The sequence below is a fragment of the Desemzia sp. FAM 23988 genome (assembly GCF_045528365.1).
Lineage (GTDB): Bacteria > Bacillota > Bacilli > Lactobacillales > Carnobacteriaceae > Desemzia.
The window spans coordinates 1-19764 of record NZ_JBGQQS010000012.1 but is presented as its reverse complement, the minus strand read 5'-3'; the positions used below and the strand labels follow the sequence as shown (position 1 = coordinate 19764).

Here is a 19764-nt window from a genome sequence, read left to right as displayed (position 1 = left end):
TTGCTTAACCTCATATCTATCTAGCCATTTTATTCCCTTTCAGCTGTTTGTGCTACCCAATGATGAGCGGCAACTTCTTTAAAGACACTATTTTTCGGATAAAAGTCAGCTTTTTCATCGGTCACTAAACTCGTCATTTTTTTAGAAGTCTCATAAACTGGATCTGGAACTGGAATAGCCGACAACAATTTTTTCGTATACGGATGAATAGGGTTAGAAAATAATTCTTCCGCATCCGCCAGCTCTACGATTTGGCCATTGTACATCACAGCTACTCGATCTGATATCTGTTTGACCATGGCTAAATCATGGGCAATAAACAAATAGGTCAATCCTAATTTTTCTTGTAACTCTTCTAAAAGTTCCACAATTTGAGCTTGAATAGAAGCATCTAAAGCAGACAATGGCTCATCGAGCACAATAAATGCAGGATCTACTGCTAAAGCGCGCGCAATACCAACCCGCTGCCTCTGCCCTCCTGAGAATTCATGTGGGTAACGTTGTGCAAATATTTCATCCAACCCAACTAAACGCAGCAATTCTGCTACTTTTTCATTTCGTTCTTTCTTATTTTTTGCTAAGTGGTGAATATCCAAAGCTTCTCCAATAATATCTTGAATTTTCATTCGTGGATTTAAGGAAGCGTAAGGATCTTGAAAAATAATCTGCATGTGTTTGCGCATGGTTTTTAATTCTTTTGGAGACAGATGGTACAAGTCAAAGCCTTTATACAAAGTTTCTCCGCCAGTCGCTTCATGTAAACGAAGAATCGTTCGCCCAGTAGTAGACTTTCCAGAACCCGACTCTCCAACTAAGCCTAGAGTTTCTCCTTCGTAAATGGCAAAGCTGATATCATCCACAGCTTTCAACAGACCTGTTTTGCCTAATGGGAAATGCTTTTCTAAATGAGATATTTCAAGGAGTTTTTCTCGTTTTCCTGAATGGATTTCTGCAAGTTTTTTCTTCTGTTGTGCTGTCTTTTCTTTATGCAAATTTGGAATGGCTGCTAGAAGCATTTTAGTATACGTTTCTTTTGGGTGCTGAAAAACGTCTTTTGTTTCGCCCGTTTCTACTACTTGCCCGTTTTTCATAACAAGGACTTGGTCGCACATATTTGCCACAACGCCAAAATCATGAGTGATCAAAATAATCGCTGTCCCAAATTTCTCTTGAACCTCTTTCAGTAAATCTAAAATTTGTGCTTGAATGGTCACATCCAACGCTGTTGTCGGTTCATCTGCAATCAATAATGCCGGCTTGCAGACTAACGCTAAAGCAATCATCATCCTTTGACGCATACCGCCTGAAAATTCATGGGCGTATTGTTTGTACCGCACATCTACATCAGTTATTCCAACATGACGCATAATATCTTTTGCTTGGGCTTCTGCTTCTTTTTTTGATAGTTTTTCATGAAAAAGAAGAGTCTCCGTAATTTGGCTGCCAACTGTCATCGTTGGGTTCAATGAAGTCATCGGATCTTGAAAGATCATCCCGATATCTTTCCCACGTATTTCCTGCATTTTTCGTTCAGTCATGTTAAGTAAGTTCTTTCCCATAAATACAATATTGCTCTCAGGATGAACATATGCGTTTGGGGCTAACAGCCCCATAATAGAGCGAGCCGTTACACTTTTTCCACTGCCAGATTCGCCAACAATTCCAATCGTTTCTCCTTTTTGAACTGAGAAAGAAACTTCAGATGTGACTTGCTGTGTGTTGCTGCCTGTCGTAAAAGAGACAGACAAATTAGTTACATTCAATAGAGTTTCCATAATTGACTCCTTTACTATTTTTAACCGAAACCAAGAAAAATGATACCCATAAAATGGATTCCAGTGCTGAACGGCAGTTCTTTTGCTTAGCAATGTAACACGATTCAATTGAAAAATAAACCTCTTTTGCTTATTACTTACTAAATAAAAGTTTTTTTCATATTCGCTTGACGAATATAAAAGCGTTTGCTATACTTATGGCTAGTTAGACAATTGAACACATCTGAAAAACTATGAAAAGAAAAGTACAAGTTGGATGATAGTATAGAGAGTCCCGTCTGGTGGAAAGGGATCTAGAAGAAAACTTGGAAGTGCATCTTGGAGTTGTATGGTTGAGGGAATGATTCTTTAGATCATATCGGGGTTGCCCGTTACAGCAAATCGGTATACCCGTCTGAATGATATGGCGCCGTACCGAATCAAGCATACAAAGAAAACAAGAATGGCAGTTCTTTTTTCTTCGTACCCATTAAGGTGGAACCGTAAAATAGTGCATTTTGCCCTTAAATAGCTCTTCATTCGATGAAGAGTCATTTAAGGGCTTTTTTTGTATATTTTTCAGAAAACATGTCTAACGAATCTTTGACAACTAAAATAACTGGAAGGAGGAAATAGCATGCACACCAAATCAAACTGGCTGCAAAAAGTCAGTCAATCTTATAAGGAAGCTTCACAGCAACCCTTTGTCGCTTTAGGATTATGTTTACTCAGCTTCCCTTTTCAGCTTCTTGTGCTCATCCGCTACTTACTAAAAAGCCAACCGTTTGAAAAACGCACTGTGGAGCATGAAATCAAAACTGAATTTGAAGAAAGCGGCGCGGCAACATCTTTAAAAGACAAGCTGCAGGCCCAGGAAAAACGGAAGGTTGCTTTTCTGAAACAACATAGCTCACAAGCACAGATGGAAAAAAAGGTCAACGAACTTTATCGAGTGGGTTACCAGAAAGAAACACAGGAACGCGTGGAAGCTTACTACAAAGAGTCAAACCGCGAGCAGCCGATTTTCTTGAATGAAACCGCACACTGGTTAGAACAACCTCTTTGGTTTGTACTGTCTTTACTTCTAGGTTTTCCTATGTATTTTCTATTATTGGTCGTATCCATTCCTACTTTGCGCTACATCGTTAATCGTTTAGTTATGATGGTGTTCGTTATTATCGGAGTCACCATTATTGTCTTTACATTATTGTATTTGTCGCCTTCCGATTCAGCGACGAATATTTTAGGGGAACAAGCGACACCTGAACAAATCGTTAATTTTAATGCTGTTCATGGGTTGGATGACCCCTACCTAACTCAATTAGGCCGAACCATCAAAGGTATTTTTACGTTTGATCTAGGCAATGCTTTTGAAGGAAATGAGCGTGTCGTAACAACCATCATGCGCCGCTTTCCTGTCACTTTACAATTGACCTTATTTGCTTTGATACTTTCCATTGCAGTTGCTTTCCCTGCTGGAATTTATGCTGCGGTTAAAGCCGATACAACTTTCGATCACCTTTTCATGTTAATCGCTTTGATTGGAATATCCATTCCTAGTTTCTGGCAAGGATTGATTTTTATTTTAACCTTTTCCATTAACTTGGGTTGGCTGCCGGCTACTTACAATGCAGACAACATCGCTTCTCTTATTATGCCAGCCGTTGTTCTTGGAACCGGCCTGATGGCTTCCGTCGCTCGTATGACTCGTTCATCGACACTGGAGGTCATCAATGAGGATTACATTTTGACAGCCCGAGCAAAAGGACTCTCAAATAGAAGAGTCATTCTTCGACATGCTGTACCGAATGCTTTGATTCCTATCGTGACCATCATTGGTTTACAATTTGGCGGCATGCTTGGCGGCTCCTCTGTTACGGAAAAAGTATTTAACATCAATGGTGTGGGAAGCTACATCGTTGACAAACAATTTGTCCCAGATATTCCAAGTGTTATGGGTGGGGTCGTTTATATCGCGATTATCTTATCCATCGTCAACGTATTTATTGACTTACTTTACAGTTTTATTGATCCAAGAATTCGTTCCCGGATCAAAAGCGGACGATGAAAGCAGGTGACTTTTAAGTGAGATCCTATCAAACAAATTTAATTTACCAACAAATCCGTTTCAACAACGGATTGACTTGGGGCTATGCTGCATTATGGATACTGCTAAGTATTCAATTTCAACCATTAGGGTTCAAACCGGTGATTCTGGGAATAGGTATATTGAATTTATTCATCAGCCTAGTGCATCAAAAATTGCTCCAAACAGTTAAAAAAGATGGTTTCCATGCTGAAGCAAGCCTTTCTTCCATTAAAGTCAGCTCGTTGATTTTGATGGCTAGTCTTTTAGTAGGGAATATCTTTGCTTTTATTTCAGGAATTACCACGTTTAAAAAAACACTAACGACTGGCCTGATTTATTCAATTTATATGGTATTAGTTGATATACTGGTCATTGCTGTAACGGCTTTGAACCTATTTAAGCCGTTTGTATCGAACACTTTTCTACCGTTATTTTACCTCATGATAGTTATCGTGCTCTTTCACAGCTTCATTTTAGCTTTTGGGCAGAAATGGTTTGACTGGAAACCAACAACTCAAAAAATAACCTTATTCATTCTTGCATTGACTGGTCTTACAGGAAATATACTCGTCTTTTTTGTAGCAGCTTCTTTTTATCAAAACAACAAACCCGATCATATGGGCAAACGTCAGACAAGTATTCGTGAAAAGCTGATTAAAAACCAAGCTGCTTTGCTCGGACTGTTGTTCATTGCTTTCTTAATTATGTTAGCAGTTACTTGTAATTGGACGTTTAGTTATTCTTTTGCTGTTCAAAATGACTACAGTTCTATTTTACACCCCCCTTCTTTACGTTATCCATTCGGGACGGATAATTATGGGCGTGATGTTTTTACGAGAATTGTTTATGGTACTCAAATCTCACTATCGGTTGGGTTGATTGCAACAGCTATTCCTTTAGTAGTTGGCGGTATTTTAGGCGCAGTATCGGGCTTTTACGGCCGTACGACTGATAACGTGATCATGCGATTGTTGGATGTGCTGTACGCCATTCCCGGCATGCTGTTAGCCATTACGATCATAGCTTCATTTGGAGCTTCAACAACGAACTTGATCATTGCATTAAGTTTAGGGTCGATTCCCTCTTACGCTAGAACGATGCGCGCAAATGTGATGCAAGTCAGCAACTTGGAATACATTGAATCTGCTCGAGCTTTAGGGCAGACAAACAGCCGCATCATCTCCAAGCATGTTATTCCAAATGCTATGGCTCCAATGATTGTGCGTTCAACGTTAACTATTGGGACTGCTGTTATCTCGACAAGTAGCTTAAGTTATCTTGGACTCGGTGTGGAAGCACACATCCCAGAATGGGGAAACATTTTAAGAATTGGCAGCCAATATTTAGAAACCAATCCCTATTTGGCTATTTATCCAGGCTTAGCTATTATCTTACTTGTTTTATCCTTTAATTTTTTAGGAGACGGTATTCGAGATGCAACTGATCCAAAATTAAACTAGCCGGTATTCTTTATCATTATTTTCTCACAACAAAAAAAATTTGGAGGTTAAGTACAATGAAAAAACGATTATTATCTTTCCTAACTCTTACCACTAGTGTGATTTTATTAGCGGCTTGTAATGTTCAAACAGAAGAACAAGCAAACAATGACAATTCTGATGTTTCCACGGGTGAAACAACGGAAAAAACGACCATTGAATTATTAGGGTCTTCAAGCAATGAAACCGACATGAATATTGTTAGAGATCAATTGATCAAAAATGGTTTCGATGTTACCTTGAACACACAGCCAGATTACGCTAGTTTCCAAACACAGAAAGAAGCTGGTAATTATGACCTAGCTATTTCAAGTTGGACAACGGTAACCGGAAACCCGGATTATGCTGTCCGTTCTTTATTTACCACAGGTGGTGACAATAGTGATCTGTCTAATAGCGAAATTGATACTTTGATCAATGAGGCTGCTTTGCAAACTTCTGACGAATATACCGAAACGTATAAAGAATTAGAAGATGTTTTAGTTACTGAAAATGCTTATATCGTCCCACTTTATACTTCTTTAAAAGCTCAAGCATTTAATCAAGATCTTTTAAACACAGATTCTATTCGCCTAGCAAAATCACGTGCTTTCCCTTGGGAAACGGTACAATTTAATGAAACTGCTTCAAACGACACAGAACCATTAATATTGACGCAACAAATAGGTGATTTGACTTCATTAGACCCTATCAAAGGCAATGATGGATCAATCAACCAATTGAATACTAATATGTATGTCCGATTAGTAAATTTAACAGATAATGACCAAGTGGTTTCTGATGGTTCTTTGAGTTACAACCATGCGATTGCAGAAGGTAATTCAGATTACTATTTCATTTTACGCGACGATATTAATTTCGCAGCCGTTGAAGATGGACAAGCCGTTGATACTGACAAAATGGTCAGTGGACAAGATGCTGTTTTCTCACTGAATCGTGCTAAAGATTCCAACTCTGTTCCAGATCACCGGACATACAGCTTACATGAGCACATTGATTCAGTTAGTTTAGTTACCGATCTTGCGGAACTTGAAAATACTTCTTTATCTGATGGAAACGGAACTGTCAAAGAAGCTTTAGAGGCTAATTTAGAGTCTCCTATTGCTAATGTTGTAGAAGATGCAGCGCAAGTCGATAATGCTTCAGGTCAATACCAAGTTGTTAAAGTGACCACTACAGAACCATTTCCACAAGTCTTGAATTATCTTGCACACCAATCTGCTGGAATCGTCTCACAAGAGCAAGTTGAAAGCATCAACACATATGATGTGGAAAACTTTGACATCTCTACTGACATTCCTTATGGAGATCAAAGAGTCGTAACAGAAGGCGAAACATACGACAATCATTTGTACGCTAGTGGACCTTATATCATGACTCAGAAAAATGATTATGAAGCTACATTCCAAAAAAATCCTGCTTACATGGCTGGCACAGAACATGCAGCTCAAATCGCTAACGTAACGGTTCGTTTCATCGGAGATGCAGATAGTGCTTTATCTGCCTTACGTTCTGGCGAGATTCACTTGTTAGCTGGGTTAGATGAAACAAAATATGACGTTGTTGAAGGAGAAGACAGTTTATCGTTACAAAGTATGCCAAGTAACGGTGTAGCTTATATGCTGTTTAATGCCAACGGACGTGAGGTTTCTGACAGTGCTGATTTGCGTAAATCGATTCTTTACTCCATCAACCAAGATGAACTCAGCACTGCTTATGATGGGTTAAAATTGAAAGCTTATTCTACGGTTAGCCCATTAGTAGACACTGGAAATGAACTAGTAGCTGATCCAGCTAAAGTAGAAGAATTCTATCAAACGTATTTAGACTCAATAAAATAAGCTGAAATACTTTATCAGTAGTAAGGATCCTGTAAAACACAGGATCCTTACTACTGATTTTTATTTGTTTCAACCTATAGATTATAGCTGCAACTACTTTCCTCGATCTTCATCTTAAAAACATTATATATCCAGAATAATTCAGGATAACAGCACTGTATTAAAGCGCTGTTAACACTAAAGCATAAGGGCTTACTATTTCTATTTTGTGATCTCTATCCAATTTCCTTCAGGGTCTTCGATCACACTTTCATAATAGCCATCGCCTGTTGTGCGTGGTTGTCCTTGGCAGCGGTAGCCGTCTTGGATCAATTGTTCTGTCAGTTGATCTACTTTTTCTTTGCTGCCTACTGAAATCGCCAGATGTGCCCATCCTAACATTGCTGGTTCATGAGCTTCTGTCACATCTGTACGCGTCATCAATTCCAATCGAGCACCTTCCGCAAATGTTAGAAAATAAGATTTAAATCCTTTTGTAGGGTTATGGTAAACATCATTTGAAGTGGCTCCAAAATAATTGCAATAGAATTCTTTTGCACCTTTCAGGTCTTTTACCCATAGTGCTATGTGTTCGATGTGCATTTTATACTCTCCTATTCATCACTTTATATTTTCGCCAACGGTTTTTATTGATATAATCAACTCAACGTAACCGTTACCAATAGTATAATAAAAACACCTTTTATTGTCACTTATCTTTCTATCCATCCATCCAGAATAGGTTCATAGACCTCATCTTGACTATCCTCATTGACGAGTATCGTATTGAACATCGTTTTTAATTCATTATTGAAACCAATAGTTTGGTAATTCGTATCTACTAATGAAAACTGACTTCCGATAATTTGAGCGAAGGGAATTGATTTGGTAAAAATGACTTTTTCAGTTATTTTTACCGTTTGACCATTGTAGTCAAAATAGTAAATTAGTAATCCAAGCATAAATATCAAATTAAAAAAGTCGAATCCTTAAGCTAAGGATTCGGCTTTTTTAGAATCACCAATATGTTTTACTTTATGCCATTCATTACAAGATAATCGTAGCTTTCTTTTAAACATTGGAAAGGCTCTTTCTCAAAGGTCTCTTGTTCAGCGAAAGCGTACTTTACACCCGTTTCAATTGTAGCGTCAAAGATGGGTTCCCATGGGATTGAACCTTGTCCAACAGGCATAAGCAACTGTTGGCCTTTTGGTTCCTCAACCCCATCCTTGAAGTGGACCACATCATTTCGTCCTTGCACCTTATAAATCCATTCAATCGGATCTAAACCGCTGTGAATGATCTGATAGATGTCTAATAAAAACTGGAATTCGTTTCTCGTATTTTCGAAAATGATTTCAAGAGAATTTTTATCCCCATATTGAAACACATCCTTTTGTCTTGGATGGAAGTTTAAAATTTTCTCTTTGGTTTCAAGAAATTCTGAAAGCTTGTTCAATTCCTTTGCATACTCCAGACAGCCCTCATAAGATTGGTAGCGCTCTGGTAGCCCACTGACGGTAATATAAGTACCACCCCAGAGGTCGTTCATTTCAATGACCTCATCCAAATGTTCCATGACCACATCGTAATAATCCTGTGTCCCTATACATTTCAAATTCGTTTCTTTCAAAGCAGCCTGAATGAATTCGATTGGGACTTCAGGATTGATCCATTGGATTTGAATGGTATCATAACCGATGTCGCTGACTTTTCTGAACGATTCTAATACTCCCTCAGGGGTTTGAAGATATTTTTTAACGCTTGAAATCTGTATGCCTAGTTTGGTCATAGTACCTCTCTTTTTTAATGTATCCGTTTCCATGAACTCCTCTATTATTATAACATAGCGTACAACTTTTATTAATACATGTTTTTGGATAAAATCATGTATACGTTTTGTGAGAAGAGAATCCATTTAGTTGATATTCAATGTATAACTGTTAAAAAAACGCCAGATTCGTAAAAAATTCAACGTATAAATAAGTTAGGTTGTGCTCGACTCATTACAATTGTGCTTCTACTCTGACCAATTCATCTTCTCTCAATTCATACACTTGATCGCAGACTTCTTTCAAAAACTTCCTATCATGTGAAACGGTAATGATGGATCCTTCGAATTTCTTGAAGAGCTTTCTTAGTTCCAGTTGGGAAAGCGGCGAAAAATTCCGTGTAGGTTCGTCTAGGAGCAACACATTTTGCCCGGATAAATCAATTTTCAGTAACAACAGTTTAGCTTGTTGTCCCCCCGATAAAGATTGGATTGAGTGGTGCATCTCATCTGCAGTGAAACGCATGCTTCCCAAATAAGTCATTACTTGAGTGCGTTCATCGCTTTCCCCAGTTTCACTCAAAAACTCAACTGGTGTATCTTCTAAGTCTAAATAATCTGCATAGTTTTGTGGCATATATCCAGCTTCAATATCCGTGCGCTGGCTTAATGTTGTCCACAATTGTTTCAACAGGGTACTTTTCCCTACTCCATTTTTCCCGATAATGCCTATCTTTTGGGGCGTTCTTACTAATAAGTTTAGTGATTGTGCTAACACTTTATCTCCTAATTTTATATTGGCATCTTCCAAATGAAGAATGATTTTATTTGCAGGCAACGGTTTAGTGTTTGAGAATTTCACTAAAATAGCGTCTTCTTGAATTGGAATGTCTTCAAAATTTTCTTTTTCTCGTTCAAATCGTCTTCCCATTGATTTTACGGCGTGCATTTTCTTTTTCAGCAAGCGTCCCTCTGCTGCGGCTGCTCTAGAAACACTCCCTTGTGCGTGGTGCACACTGCTTTCGATTTGGCGATATTTTTCCATTTGCTTCTGGTGTTCTTCACGTTGCTTGTTGGCGACTTGAGATTGGTGTTCAAAGCGCGCTTCTCTTTGCTCAATGTATTCTTTGTAGGACAAATTTGATACAGTCGCAACTGGAATTGTCTTGTGCTGTAACAACTCAAGTTGGATAACTTTTGTTGCTGTGGCCGCCAGTAAAGATTCGTCGTGTGAAATAAACATTACGGTTAAAGGAGTTGATTTGATAAAGTGTTCCAACCAACGAACTGTATCCAAGTCTAAGTCATTAGAAGGCTCATCTAGCAATAGCAGATCAGGATCTTTCGCAAGTGCTTTTAACAGTTGGACTTTAATCTTCTCTCCCCCAGACAGACTGCTTAACCGTTGAGAACTTGTTAAACTATCTGCATCAAAGCCGAGCTGGCCGACCACTTGATACAATTGCTGGTAGTCCATATCGACAACGTCACTTTGTCCAAAGAAATACTTATCCAGAGTAAGCTCTTCAAATTCTCGATGTAAAGACTGTGGCAAATAAGCGGTGCTACTGAATTGATTGATCACCTCTCCATCTGCTTGAATATAGGATTCAATACTTTCATTTCCCATGATCCATTTCAGTAAGGTTGACTTTCCATTTCCTTCCTCACCGATGATGGCTACTTTGTCTCCAGGATTGACGGTAAAACTCAGTGCTTTAACAATCTCTTTCAAATCCATTAAATGATGCAAGGTCAAATTTTTCACTTGTAGCATACTGATTCCCCCTGTCTAATAAACAAAAACGACCGCCAGCAAGTTTCTGCAGACAGTCGGGTAATTTCATTTAAACGGTAGAAGGATGGTGCGCCTATGACGGAACACCATTTCCGATTCAAAAGTTGTTTAAATGAAGTATCTAAAAAAACCGTTGCAAAGAAACCTACTTTGTCAGCAGAATCTGTTTCTTCTTCAATTACGATTTGTTTAGATAGTGTACATTTAGGCACAACCTTTCGATTTATTGGGTACATTATATCAAGGACAGTCCATTGATTCAATGGATAGGATATTAGTCAAATATTCGATAGAAAGTTTTTTAACTTGTAATAAAATAGTTTCTAGTTTTGCCGTAATTAAAATTTTACGGTTTATATCCCGTTTTGTCTTCCTCGGTGATTTCTCGAATCACTTTATACGGCACTCCCGCTGCAATCACATTAGACGGAATATATTTGGAGACAACACTCCCTGAACCAATAACCGCGTTGTCTCCTATTGTGAAGCCTTGATTGAGATGAGCTCCGGCTCCAAATGGACGTTTTCTCCGGTAGACTTGATTACCTTCTTGAGAATGGTTCTCTTTCAACAGATGATTTTCCAAATCTGTTATTGTTTTCATTGATAAGCAAAATGACTGTTTCTCTTGCTTCAACTATCTCATTCGTCAAATCGTTGTATATAAGTCCAGTTAAAATACGCTGCCTTTATTCTTCCAAATTCATCTATAAACAGTCCCTTTTCATTTTTCTATTCCTAAAACCAAAGATCATCATCGTCCATAATAGAGCTTAGCAGTTCTTCTCCTTCTTGAATTCCGGATTTGATAAATTCATTAGTGTCGTCTAAATCATTTTCAGAAATTTCACCAGCTTCATACAAAAACTGGTAAAGTTTTTTCAGAGCTGAACCGGTTTGTTTCAATGATGTCTTTGAACTCATTAAGTCTTTTCGCACAATGAAATCGCCTAGAAAAGAGTCTACCGAATCACCAGAGTCAACAGGAGTTGCTTTTTCGTAATCCGTTAAATAAATATTAAGATAAAAATCAAGCTGGTCAGCATGACGTTTAGCTGTTTTTTTACTTAAGCCTTTTCCCTCTACCAGATATCTTTTGAACTCCATTAACATTTTTTCATTGTGTTCCACTAAAAGATCTCTAAATTCCTCCCATTTTTCTTCAGATATATTCCAATCATCTAATAGAGGAACCTGACTGTAATCCCATGTCTTTTCAATGAAGTAAGGGGACTTTTCAACAGCCTCTTCTATTCTCAATGGTTTATTCAAAGCCTCTTTCAGAGCTTCCACACTACTCCCATACCCTTGTTTAAATAATTGAGTATGAATATAATTACTGAAAAAAGTCATGGCTTCACTGTTTATCGTTTGATTCATGTTCAATCTAAAAAAACTTAAATCTGCTATCACCAAATTGACACTTCCAAGTACCGAACGATTAGATGTAGTGGTTACTTGAATTTCTCCAGCAACCTTTAAATATTCTTCCGTTTTCTCATTGGAAACCCCAGCGATATCAAAGGCCACGTGAATCGCTTCAGAAATCAATTCCGGCAATTGCTTTTTCTTTTGTGCATTAATATCATGTAGAATAATAGGTGTATAGGTTTGATCATTGAGAAGAATCAGAATCTTCTTTCGATTGACGTTGATATAGTTCGCGTGCCACGAAAATAATGGATTAACTTGTGCAAATCGTTTCCCATTTTCTTTATCCTCGATAGTTGGTAAAGCAGAAAATAAAGGCTGTGTTTTTTTAGTTACACCAATAATCATCTGTATTCCCCTTTTATATTTATTATGTAGCATTAAAACAATGTCTTATTTTATTGCCACTGCTAACTTGTTACAAGTTTCTATATCTCTCAACAAAACTTCTTGAAGAGTTTCTACAATGAGACACTCTCAAATTTATTCTAAAACTCCTTTTTAGTTTATCATACCGCAATCAGCTTTTTAACTTTATTAAATCCAATTCTGGAATAACCAAAAAGGCTTAATCGCTATATGGATCAAGCCTTTTAAATCTTTATTTGAGTACAATCGAAAAACGCTTTATTTTAATCGTTCTTATTTTTTATCCTTTTTCCAGGCTGTGTCTGAGCCATTACGCCAACTAACTCATGGGGAACATATAACTCTTCAAGATAGATGATCTCATCAGTAGATAATTGCAGATTTACAGCATCAACAGCTGTTTCAATGTGTTTTACTTTAGTTGCTCCTACTACTGGAGAAGTCACTTTAGTCAACAGCCACGCAATAGAGATTTCACTCATTGATACTTGCCGCTTTTCAGCCAATTCTTCTACTCGTTTAATGATTTGATGATCTTGTTCCCAAGTGGAATCATATTTTGATTTTGCATACGTATCTTCTTTTTGCCTTTTTGAAATCTCGTTTGAGTGTTTTGCAAGACGACCAGAGGCTAGTGCACTGTATGGAGTCAAAGCAATATTATTTTCCTGACAATATTGAAACATTTCACGTTCTTCTTCTCGAGCAATCAAGTTGTAATGTCCTTGGACAGAAACAAACTTAGGAAAACCTTCTTTTTCAGCTAACGCATTGGCTTGAGCTACTTGGTAAGCAAAGCAATTTGAAATGCCTATCTCACGAACCTTTCTTGATTTTACAGCTTCTGCTAGTCCATCTAAAATTTCGTACATAGGTGTTCTATAATCCCACATATGATAAATGTACAAATCTACATAATCCATACCAAGATTTTTCAAACTCTGGTCCAAAGAATTTAAAACATGTTCTTTTCCAGAAATATTTTGTTCGATTTCTTGATCTGTACGAGGCAAAAACTTGGTCGCTACAACTACATCTTCCCGTTTAGCAAAATCATTTAAGGCTCTTCCGACGTATTGTTCACTCGTCCCATTTTGATAAGCAATCGCTGTATCAAAAAAGTTGATTCCTTTATCTAAACTATACTTGATAATCTCACGCGTCTGCTCCTCATCAATTACCCAAGAATGTTGTCCCGCTTTTGAATCGCCAAATCCCATACAGCCTAAGCAAATTCTTGAAACCATTAAGTCTGAATTTCCAAGTTTTGTGTATTTCATTTGTTCTTCCTCCTGTTTGCTTCATTATTTATTTAACTTCTGTATTTCTACTATTGATGTTCTGTTGTTCGTCGTTCAAAGTGCCGATTAGATTATTTGAACAACTTTAACCTTAATTTCTCCCTTATACTGTACCATAAAAACAACCTCCAAAAGTTTAGATTGTACTCTAACTTTTGGAGGTTGTTATTTTTATTTTTTCATTCGAAAGGTTTACTCATCAAAACATTTTTACTGAACCACTTTTAAAAAGCCTTCTAAAAATTCGGCTGAATCTCCAATATAACTAAAGTCTGAATAATTAAAAATAGGCGCTTCTGAATCTTTGTTAACAGAAATCACCAATTCGGCATTTCCAATCCCTGTTGTATACTGTACAGCTCCATGAATACCCAAGTTTATCAATAGTTTCGGTGAAATCGTATTACCGGACTGGCCAATTTGATCATCTCCGCTGAATTTAGGATGATCTGTTAAAGGACGAGTAACTCCGATTTTTGCTCCCAGTTTCCGAGCTAGTTCTTCTGCTAAAGCAAGCACCTTATCATCAACTGCACCGCGTCCCAATGCAATGACCCGATCCGCATTGGCAATACTGTCGCTTTTAGACAATAAAGGAGTTTCTTCGATAATTTTCACACGTTTTGCTGCTTTAAAGGTCAGGTCCGTCACTTCTGTTACTGTGACTGATGGATCACTGATTTTCTTAGCTTCAAATGTATTTGGTCGTACAGAAGCCATTTGCGGACGATGATCCGGACAGATGATTTCGCACATGATATTATCGCCATAAGAGGGTTTAGTTTGGACCAATAAATCCCCATCAAATGCTAAGTTCAAGCAATCAGAAGTCAAACCTGTATTCAACTTAGCTTGTAAACGTGGTGCTATTGAGCGGCCAACAACTGTTGCGCCAAATAGAATGCTATTAGGCTGACGTTGTGCTGCCAACTCTGCCATTAAGCTGGCAATTTCAGAATCCGCTGCATCTTTCAAACGGTCATCCTTTACTACAATGATTTCATCGGGACCATACTCTTTGATGTTTTCTTCCAGATTTTTATCTGTTGCTTCAAATAAAATGACCACTACTTTTTTATCGCCGGCAATTTCTTTTGCTTTTGTAATTAATTGATACGTAACCGGCTGGATGATACCTACATGTTTTTCTGCGTATACCCAAACTTCTTGACTAGACATTTTTTTCCACCTCTCTTAGAGTAAATTATTGGCTCTCAACTGAATCAACAGTTCACGAATAGCTTCATCAGCTGTACCTTTTAGCACTGTTGTAGCTTTCGCTTCTTTTTCGGGTGCCCATACACTGCGTACAACAGTTGGGGAACCTTTCAAGCCGATTTTATTAGGATCAACAGTCAAACTGTTTTCATCCCACACACGAATCGTTTTTTGATAACTTTGTTGAATATTGCGAGGCGTTGGGTAACGCGGTACGTTCATTTCACTGCGTACGGTTACTACTGCTGGTAATTGGAACTCAATTTTTTGTTGCATATTCTCTAACAAGCGAGTTGCAGTCATGGCTTGATTATATTGGCTGTGCAATTCACTGACAAAGGTAATCTGCGGCCACTCTAAAAGTTCAGAGACAATCGGACCGACCTGGCTAGTATCAGCATCTACAGACTGACGACCAAATAATACCAAGTCTACATCTCCTAATTCTTTGATGGCTTGTGCTAAAACATATCCGGTTGCCAAAGTATCCGCTCCGCCAAATTGTCGGGAGCTTAGCAATATAGCATCATCACACCCCATAGCTAAACCTTGACGCAATGTCATTTCAAAATCTGGAGGTCCCATAGACAATAGTATGATTTCTCCACCCCATTCGTCTTTTAGGCGCAATGCTGCTTCAATGGCGTTTTTATCGTAAGGATTCATCACTCCTGCTTCTCCGGAACGAATCAAATTTTTTGTATTTGGATCAATTTTCAAATTATTGGAAACCGGTACTTGTTTAATACACACGACGATTTTTAAGCTCATTTATCTCAATCCTCTCTCTCGTTTACAACTTCTTTGCTGATCTCGATCATCATTTTTTCTAACGATCCTTCTGCAAGTTGTAAAGCTCGTGCATCACGAATCAGATGTTCAACTGGGTATTCTCTGCTGTAACCATATCCGCCTAGTACTTGTAAGGCATGATCAGCTGCAGTAACTGAAGCCCGACTACCATATGATTTGGCCATAGTGGCTACTTTCGCATAAGATTTGCCTGCTACTTTCAATCTAGCTGCTTCTTGATACAATAATTGTGTGTTCTCTTTCGCAATAGCAATTTCGGTGATTTTTGTTTGGATAGAATGCAATTGAATAATCGGTGTATTGATTGCTTCACGTTGTTTTGCATAATCTACCGCGATCGACAATGCATGTTCAGTGATACCAGCAGCGATCGCCCCCATCGAAATACGAGCATCGTAGTGAGCATTATCACCAATTTCCACACCTTGACCTATTTTCCCGAGCAAATGATCTTCATTGACCACAACATTTTCCAAGAAAATTTCTGCTACAGGTGTCCCGTTCATTCCAATAAATTCTTCTCGTTTACCATGTTTAAACCCAGGCATATCTTGGTCTACAAGGAAGCAAGATAATTCCGTTGGAGATGTTTTCAAGAGCACACAGTATACTTCGGCCAATCCGCCATTTGTGATCATGCTCTTATTTCCATTTAAAATCCATTTATCTCCTTCTTTAACAGCCTTGGCTGTAAATCCCATCACATTAGAACCCCCTTGCGGTTCTGTTGATGAAAAGCCAAAAACACGATGGGTGGCTTGAGGCAGATACTTTTCTTTTAACGCAGGTGTAGCATATTTCAATACTTGATCAACCGTTTTGTAATGCCCTTCTAGTGTAAATGCAATACTAGCATTCCGTTGAGCAAAATCATAGATGGTTTGAGAACTGGCAACGACATCAAATCCGGCACCGCCATATTCTTCTGGTATGGTCAACCCTAAAAAGCCTGTATTCACAATACTGCTCCATAGTTCTGCAGGGTACTCTCTGTGTTTGTCAATCCACATATCTAAAGGTTTTACTTCTTTATCAGCAAAATCTGTCACCATTTGGTGCAACATGACTTGCGGCTGAGTCAATTTTATACTCATTTTTTACACTCCTTTGTTCAAATATACACAAGAATAGAAACAATCAATTAACAAAATTACTATAATCCATTCTTTTTTCTATTTACTTGATTTAAATCAAGTACAACAAACTATTTAAAAAAATGATAATACCTTTTCTAAGGAGTGGAAAATTGGTAGAATAAAAAAGTATTGTGAGGAACTATAGAGGAGAATGCAGGATGAAAAAAGACTATTCAAAATCTCACCATCACACTTATAGATGTGAAAATACAAAGCAATGTTGTATCTATACTATTCCCCTATTTCAATCTCTAACAGCTGGACAAAAAGAACAAATTCATCCCTTGATCCAACATAAGCATTACTCGAAGGGAGAGACTATCTATCGGCCAGGAGAATCTGCTGACTCGCTTTATGTATTAAGCAGTGGGAAAATACGTGTATACCGATTGTCAGAGTCGGGAAAAGAACAGTTGATACGAATTGTATCAGAAGGAGAGTTTACCGGGGAATTGGCTTTATTTAAGAAGGGTTTTTACGAGGCTTTTACGGAAGCATTAACAGATTGCAATATTTGTGCCATCAAACATGCCGATTTTCGCCAGCTGCTTATGCAATACCCGGCTACTGCTGTTGACATGTTGGCTACGATCGCTGAAAGATTAGGTTCTTCTGAGCAACAGACAGCTTGGGCTACTACTGAAACTGTAAAAGATAGGCTGTTGCACTTTTTGGTTAGTCTAGTCGATTCTGAAAAAAAAGAACCCGTCGTCGAACTAAAGATGGCTAAAAAAGATTTGGCTTCTTATTTAGGAACCACCTCTGAATCATTAAGTCGAGAACTAGCTCATCTAGAAAAAGAAAAAATCATCGAAGAAATTGCTTATGGAAAAATCAAATTATTGAATGTTAATTAATGCATATCCTTTTCCTCTTTACCAACAGAAAAATCTTCTAAAGAAAACCAACACACTACTCTAGAGAATCCGGTATAGATTGAAAAAGGATTTCCAGAGTAGTTTTTATTTTTAAAATTGTATTTTTAAAGCTGGATCCACAGGATTCAACGTTAGAAACGCATGTTCAAAAATAATAGCGTAAAGATAAGGGCTATTTTCTTTACCCATCTTTTCTATGAATTTTGGATCCTTTTCTAAAAAAGCAGACTTAATTCCTTCTTCTTGGTAATCCTCACACTTTACCACACGAGCATTGTGAACACGTATGTATTCATAACGGTCTTTAATAATAGTAGTAAAAGATATACATGGATTTAGCTGAAATTCTTTTACTTTTGATTTGTTTTTATTCGTTCGAATGTAAAGAATATTTTGTTGCAATGGATCAGGATAATAATTGACGATCCTCACATTAGGCGTTCCTTCGACCGATGTTGCTAATGCTAAATAATTTTGTGCCTTCAGAATTCTTATGTACTCTTCCATTACTTCCATACTGCTTTTCCTCCTTCTTGCAACAGGTAGAACACAACTCTCCGCTGTTGATGTAGAAATCCATTTTATCTTATTTTAAATTATTCCGTATTGATCTGGATCAACGACTGCATAAGTTTGCATCGAAAAACCTTAAAAAGAGTTTCCGTAAATTCATAAACCCGTTCTCTCTATATTTATGTATCTGCAATACTTATTGCAATTCAATCTCTTTCTAACTAAAAAATTCAGAATGTGTTAAACTCTTAGTAACTACACTTCTAAGGAGGATGTTCAGAAATGTCAGAAAAAACGCTTGTATTGCTCAAACCAGATGCAGTAGAACGAAATCTAATTGGGAGTATTTTAGTCGAATATGAGAGAAACGGTTTAAAAGTTGTGGATATGAAATTAATAAAAGCCTCTACAAATTTAGCAGAAAAGCATTATGCAGAACATACTGGAAAACCGTTTTTTAATCGTTTGGTTGCTTACCTTACCAGAAGTCCATTAGTTGCCTTAGTCTTAGAAGGTGAAAATGCCATCAGTCGAGTACGATCATTGAATGGAACAACTGATCCAGAAAATTCACCAGATAATACGATTCGTGCTCTTTATGGACTAAGTATGTCTGAAAATACTGTTCATGCCTCTGATTCGAAGGAAAGTTCTGATAGGGAAAGAGCTATTTGGTTTGGTTAATAAACTACTTTCAATTCAAAAAAGATTCTTCATTAGAGATTTTTACTCATGAGACACCATCTTTTATCCGCTCATTTCTTATATAGCCTAATTATAACACAGGACAAATAAGGAGACACTCAACTTTATACTATCCGTATGAGAGTTGCCAACGGCAATCATCATACCGATAGGCATTCATCACCCACCTATGGAGGATGGGCAAATTCTGCCTAAACTACGTTAAAAAGCTTTGTAACCTTAAGATATGAGATGGAACATAAGGAAAAGCTCAATATGGATCAAGTCCACGAAAAATTATCTTTAGCGGGGTTTAATAAACAAGTGAATGCACTAAAAAACAGACAAGCATTTTTATCCTTGTCTGTTTTTTAATGCATTCATTATTTGAATTTTTATTGGAACTCCTGCTTCTCTCTTAGTCTTTATCATATTCTCAAATACGTTGACACCTATTTCCGATAAGACAAACAGGACACTGAGAGCAATTCCGCTAGCGGTTATATATTTTAACATTGATCATCTCTCCTTATTATCGAGATTAGAAAAAAATGCTTCATTATATAATGCCTACTGAACAATTGGGCTAATTTGAAATGGAGAAAAGTTCAATAGAACTAAACAGCTTTTTTTCCGATTTTTCAGTTGTCCAAAAAAAGAGCGCAAGCGATTGCGATTAATGTTATCTAC

18 protein-coding genes, 1 pseudogene and 1 other annotated feature are annotated in these 19764 nt (G+C 37.6%); of the genes and pseudogenes, 5 read left to right on the top strand and 14 right to left on the bottom strand.

Annotated features, from left to right (window positions below; genetic code table 11):
• Positions 1 to 29: 29 nt before the first annotated feature.
• Together ACEN4L_RS08145 and ACEN4L_RS08140 are read right to left on the bottom strand one after the other, a co-directional pair.
• A complete protein-coding gene (locus ACEN4L_RS08145) occupies positions 30 to 947 on the bottom strand; it encodes an ABC transporter ATP-binding protein (protein WP_407097529.1) in 918 nt (305 codons plus the stop codon).
• Positions 948 to 1775, bottom strand: a pseudogene (locus ACEN4L_RS08140) (ABC transporter ATP-binding protein); the annotation flags it as partial.
• Between the two features lie 224 nt (positions 1776 to 1999).
• Positions 2000 to 2283, top strand: a binding site (T-box leader).
• Positions 2284 to 2391: 108 nt separating this feature from the next.
• Here ACEN4L_RS08140 and ACEN4L_RS08135 point away from each other — a divergent pair.
• Genes ACEN4L_RS08135 through ACEN4L_RS08125 form a run of 3 tightly spaced genes read left to right on the top strand, consistent with a single transcriptional unit; the run spans position 2392 to position 7183 of the window.
• The gene (locus ACEN4L_RS08135) at positions 2392 to 3822 is read left to right on the top strand and encodes an ABC transporter permease (protein WP_407097513.1); all 1431 of its coding nucleotides are present in this window, start codon (positions 2392 to 2394) and stop codon (positions 3820 to 3822) included.
• A gap of 17 nt (positions 3823 to 3839) precedes the next feature.
• Complete coding sequence (locus ACEN4L_RS08130) at positions 3840 to 5303, top strand: ABC transporter permease (RefSeq protein WP_407097514.1); 1464 nt, start codon at positions 3840 to 3842, stop codon at positions 5301 to 5303.
• A gap of 56 nt (positions 5304 to 5359) precedes the next feature.
• Positions 5360 to 7183, top strand: a complete 1824-nt coding sequence (locus ACEN4L_RS08125; protein ID WP_407097515.1) for an ABC transporter substrate-binding protein — start codon at positions 5360 to 5362, stop codon at positions 7181 to 7183.
• A gap of 201 nt (positions 7184 to 7384) precedes the next feature.
• Here ACEN4L_RS08125 and ACEN4L_RS08120 read toward each other — a convergent pair whose 3' ends face one another.
• From ACEN4L_RS08120 to ACEN4L_RS08075, 10 genes are all read right to left on the bottom strand, one after another.
• Positions 7385 to 7765, bottom strand: a complete 381-nt coding sequence (locus ACEN4L_RS08120) for a VOC family protein (RefSeq protein ID WP_407097516.1) — start codon at positions 7763 to 7765, stop codon at positions 7385 to 7387.
• Positions 7766 to 7875: 110 nt separating this feature from the next.
• Positions 7876 to 8133, bottom strand: a complete 258-nt coding sequence (locus ACEN4L_RS08115) for a hypothetical protein (protein ID WP_407097517.1) — start codon at positions 8131 to 8133, stop codon at positions 7876 to 7878.
• Positions 8134 to 8192: 59 nt separating this feature from the next.
• Positions 8193 to 8954 carry a sugar phosphate isomerase/epimerase family protein gene (locus tag ACEN4L_RS08110; RefSeq protein ID WP_407097518.1) on the bottom strand — a complete coding sequence of 254 codons (762 nt, stop codon included), beginning with the start codon at positions 8952 to 8954 and terminating at the stop codon, positions 8193 to 8195.
• Positions 8955 to 9168: 214 nt separating this feature from the next.
• Complete coding sequence (locus ACEN4L_RS08105; RefSeq protein ID WP_407097519.1) at positions 9169 to 10710, bottom strand: ABC-F family ATP-binding cassette domain-containing protein; 1542 nt, start codon at positions 10708 to 10710, stop codon at positions 9169 to 9171.
• Between the two features lie 367 nt (positions 10711 to 11077).
• Positions 11078 to 11335 (bottom strand): hypothetical protein, encoded by a 258-nt coding sequence (locus ACEN4L_RS08100; protein WP_407097520.1) that lies wholly within the window; start codon positions 11333 to 11335, stop codon positions 11078 to 11080.
• A gap of 134 nt (positions 11336 to 11469) precedes the next feature.
• On the bottom strand, positions 11470 to 12510 hold the full coding sequence (locus ACEN4L_RS08095) for a DUF6933 domain-containing protein (RefSeq protein WP_407097521.1): 1041 nt from the start codon (positions 12508 to 12510) through the stop codon (positions 11470 to 11472).
• Between the two features lie 284 nt (positions 12511 to 12794).
• A complete protein-coding gene (locus tag ACEN4L_RS08090) occupies positions 12795 to 13811 on the bottom strand; it encodes an aldo/keto reductase (RefSeq protein WP_407097522.1) in 1017 nt (338 codons plus the stop codon).
• Positions 13812 to 14042: 231 nt separating this feature from the next.
• Positions 14043 to 15011, bottom strand: coding sequence for an electron transfer flavoprotein subunit alpha/FixB family protein (locus ACEN4L_RS08085; RefSeq protein WP_407097523.1), 969 nt, complete (start codon positions 15009 to 15011; stop codon positions 14043 to 14045).
• 15 nt (positions 15012 to 15026) lie between these two features.
• On the bottom strand, positions 15027 to 15821 hold the full coding sequence (locus ACEN4L_RS08080; RefSeq protein ID WP_407097524.1) for an electron transfer flavoprotein subunit beta/FixA family protein: 795 nt from the start codon (positions 15819 to 15821) through the stop codon (positions 15027 to 15029).
• Between the two features lie 5 nt (positions 15822 to 15826).
• A complete protein-coding gene (locus ACEN4L_RS08075; RefSeq protein WP_407097525.1) occupies positions 15827 to 16957 on the bottom strand; it encodes an acyl-CoA dehydrogenase family protein in 1131 nt (376 codons plus the stop codon).
• A gap of 200 nt (positions 16958 to 17157) precedes the next feature.
• Here ACEN4L_RS08075 and ACEN4L_RS08070 point away from each other — a divergent pair, with 200 nt between their 5' ends.
• Positions 17158 to 17856 (top strand): Crp/Fnr family transcriptional regulator, encoded by a 699-nt coding sequence (locus ACEN4L_RS08070; protein ID WP_407097526.1) that lies wholly within the window; start codon positions 17158 to 17160, stop codon positions 17854 to 17856.
• Between the two features lie 111 nt (positions 17857 to 17967).
• Here the strand turns inward: ACEN4L_RS08070 and ACEN4L_RS08065 are convergent, their stop codons facing one another.
• Positions 17968 to 18393, bottom strand: a complete 426-nt coding sequence (locus ACEN4L_RS08065; RefSeq protein WP_407097527.1) for a pyridoxamine 5'-phosphate oxidase family protein — start codon at positions 18391 to 18393, stop codon at positions 17968 to 17970.
• Positions 18394 to 18672: 279 nt separating this feature from the next.
• Between ACEN4L_RS08065 and ndk the strand changes: the two genes are divergently transcribed.
• A complete protein-coding gene (gene ndk / locus ACEN4L_RS08060; RefSeq protein ID WP_079650781.1) occupies positions 18673 to 19074 on the top strand; it encodes a nucleoside-diphosphate kinase in 402 nt (133 codons plus the stop codon).
• A 354-nt stretch (positions 19075 to 19428) separates the two neighbouring features.
• Here the strand turns inward: ndk and ACEN4L_RS08055 are convergent, their stop codons facing one another.
• Complete coding sequence (locus ACEN4L_RS08055; RefSeq protein WP_407097528.1) at positions 19429 to 19590, bottom strand: hypothetical protein; 162 nt, start codon at positions 19588 to 19590, stop codon at positions 19429 to 19431.
• Between the last annotated feature and the right edge of the window lie 174 nt (positions 19591 to 19764).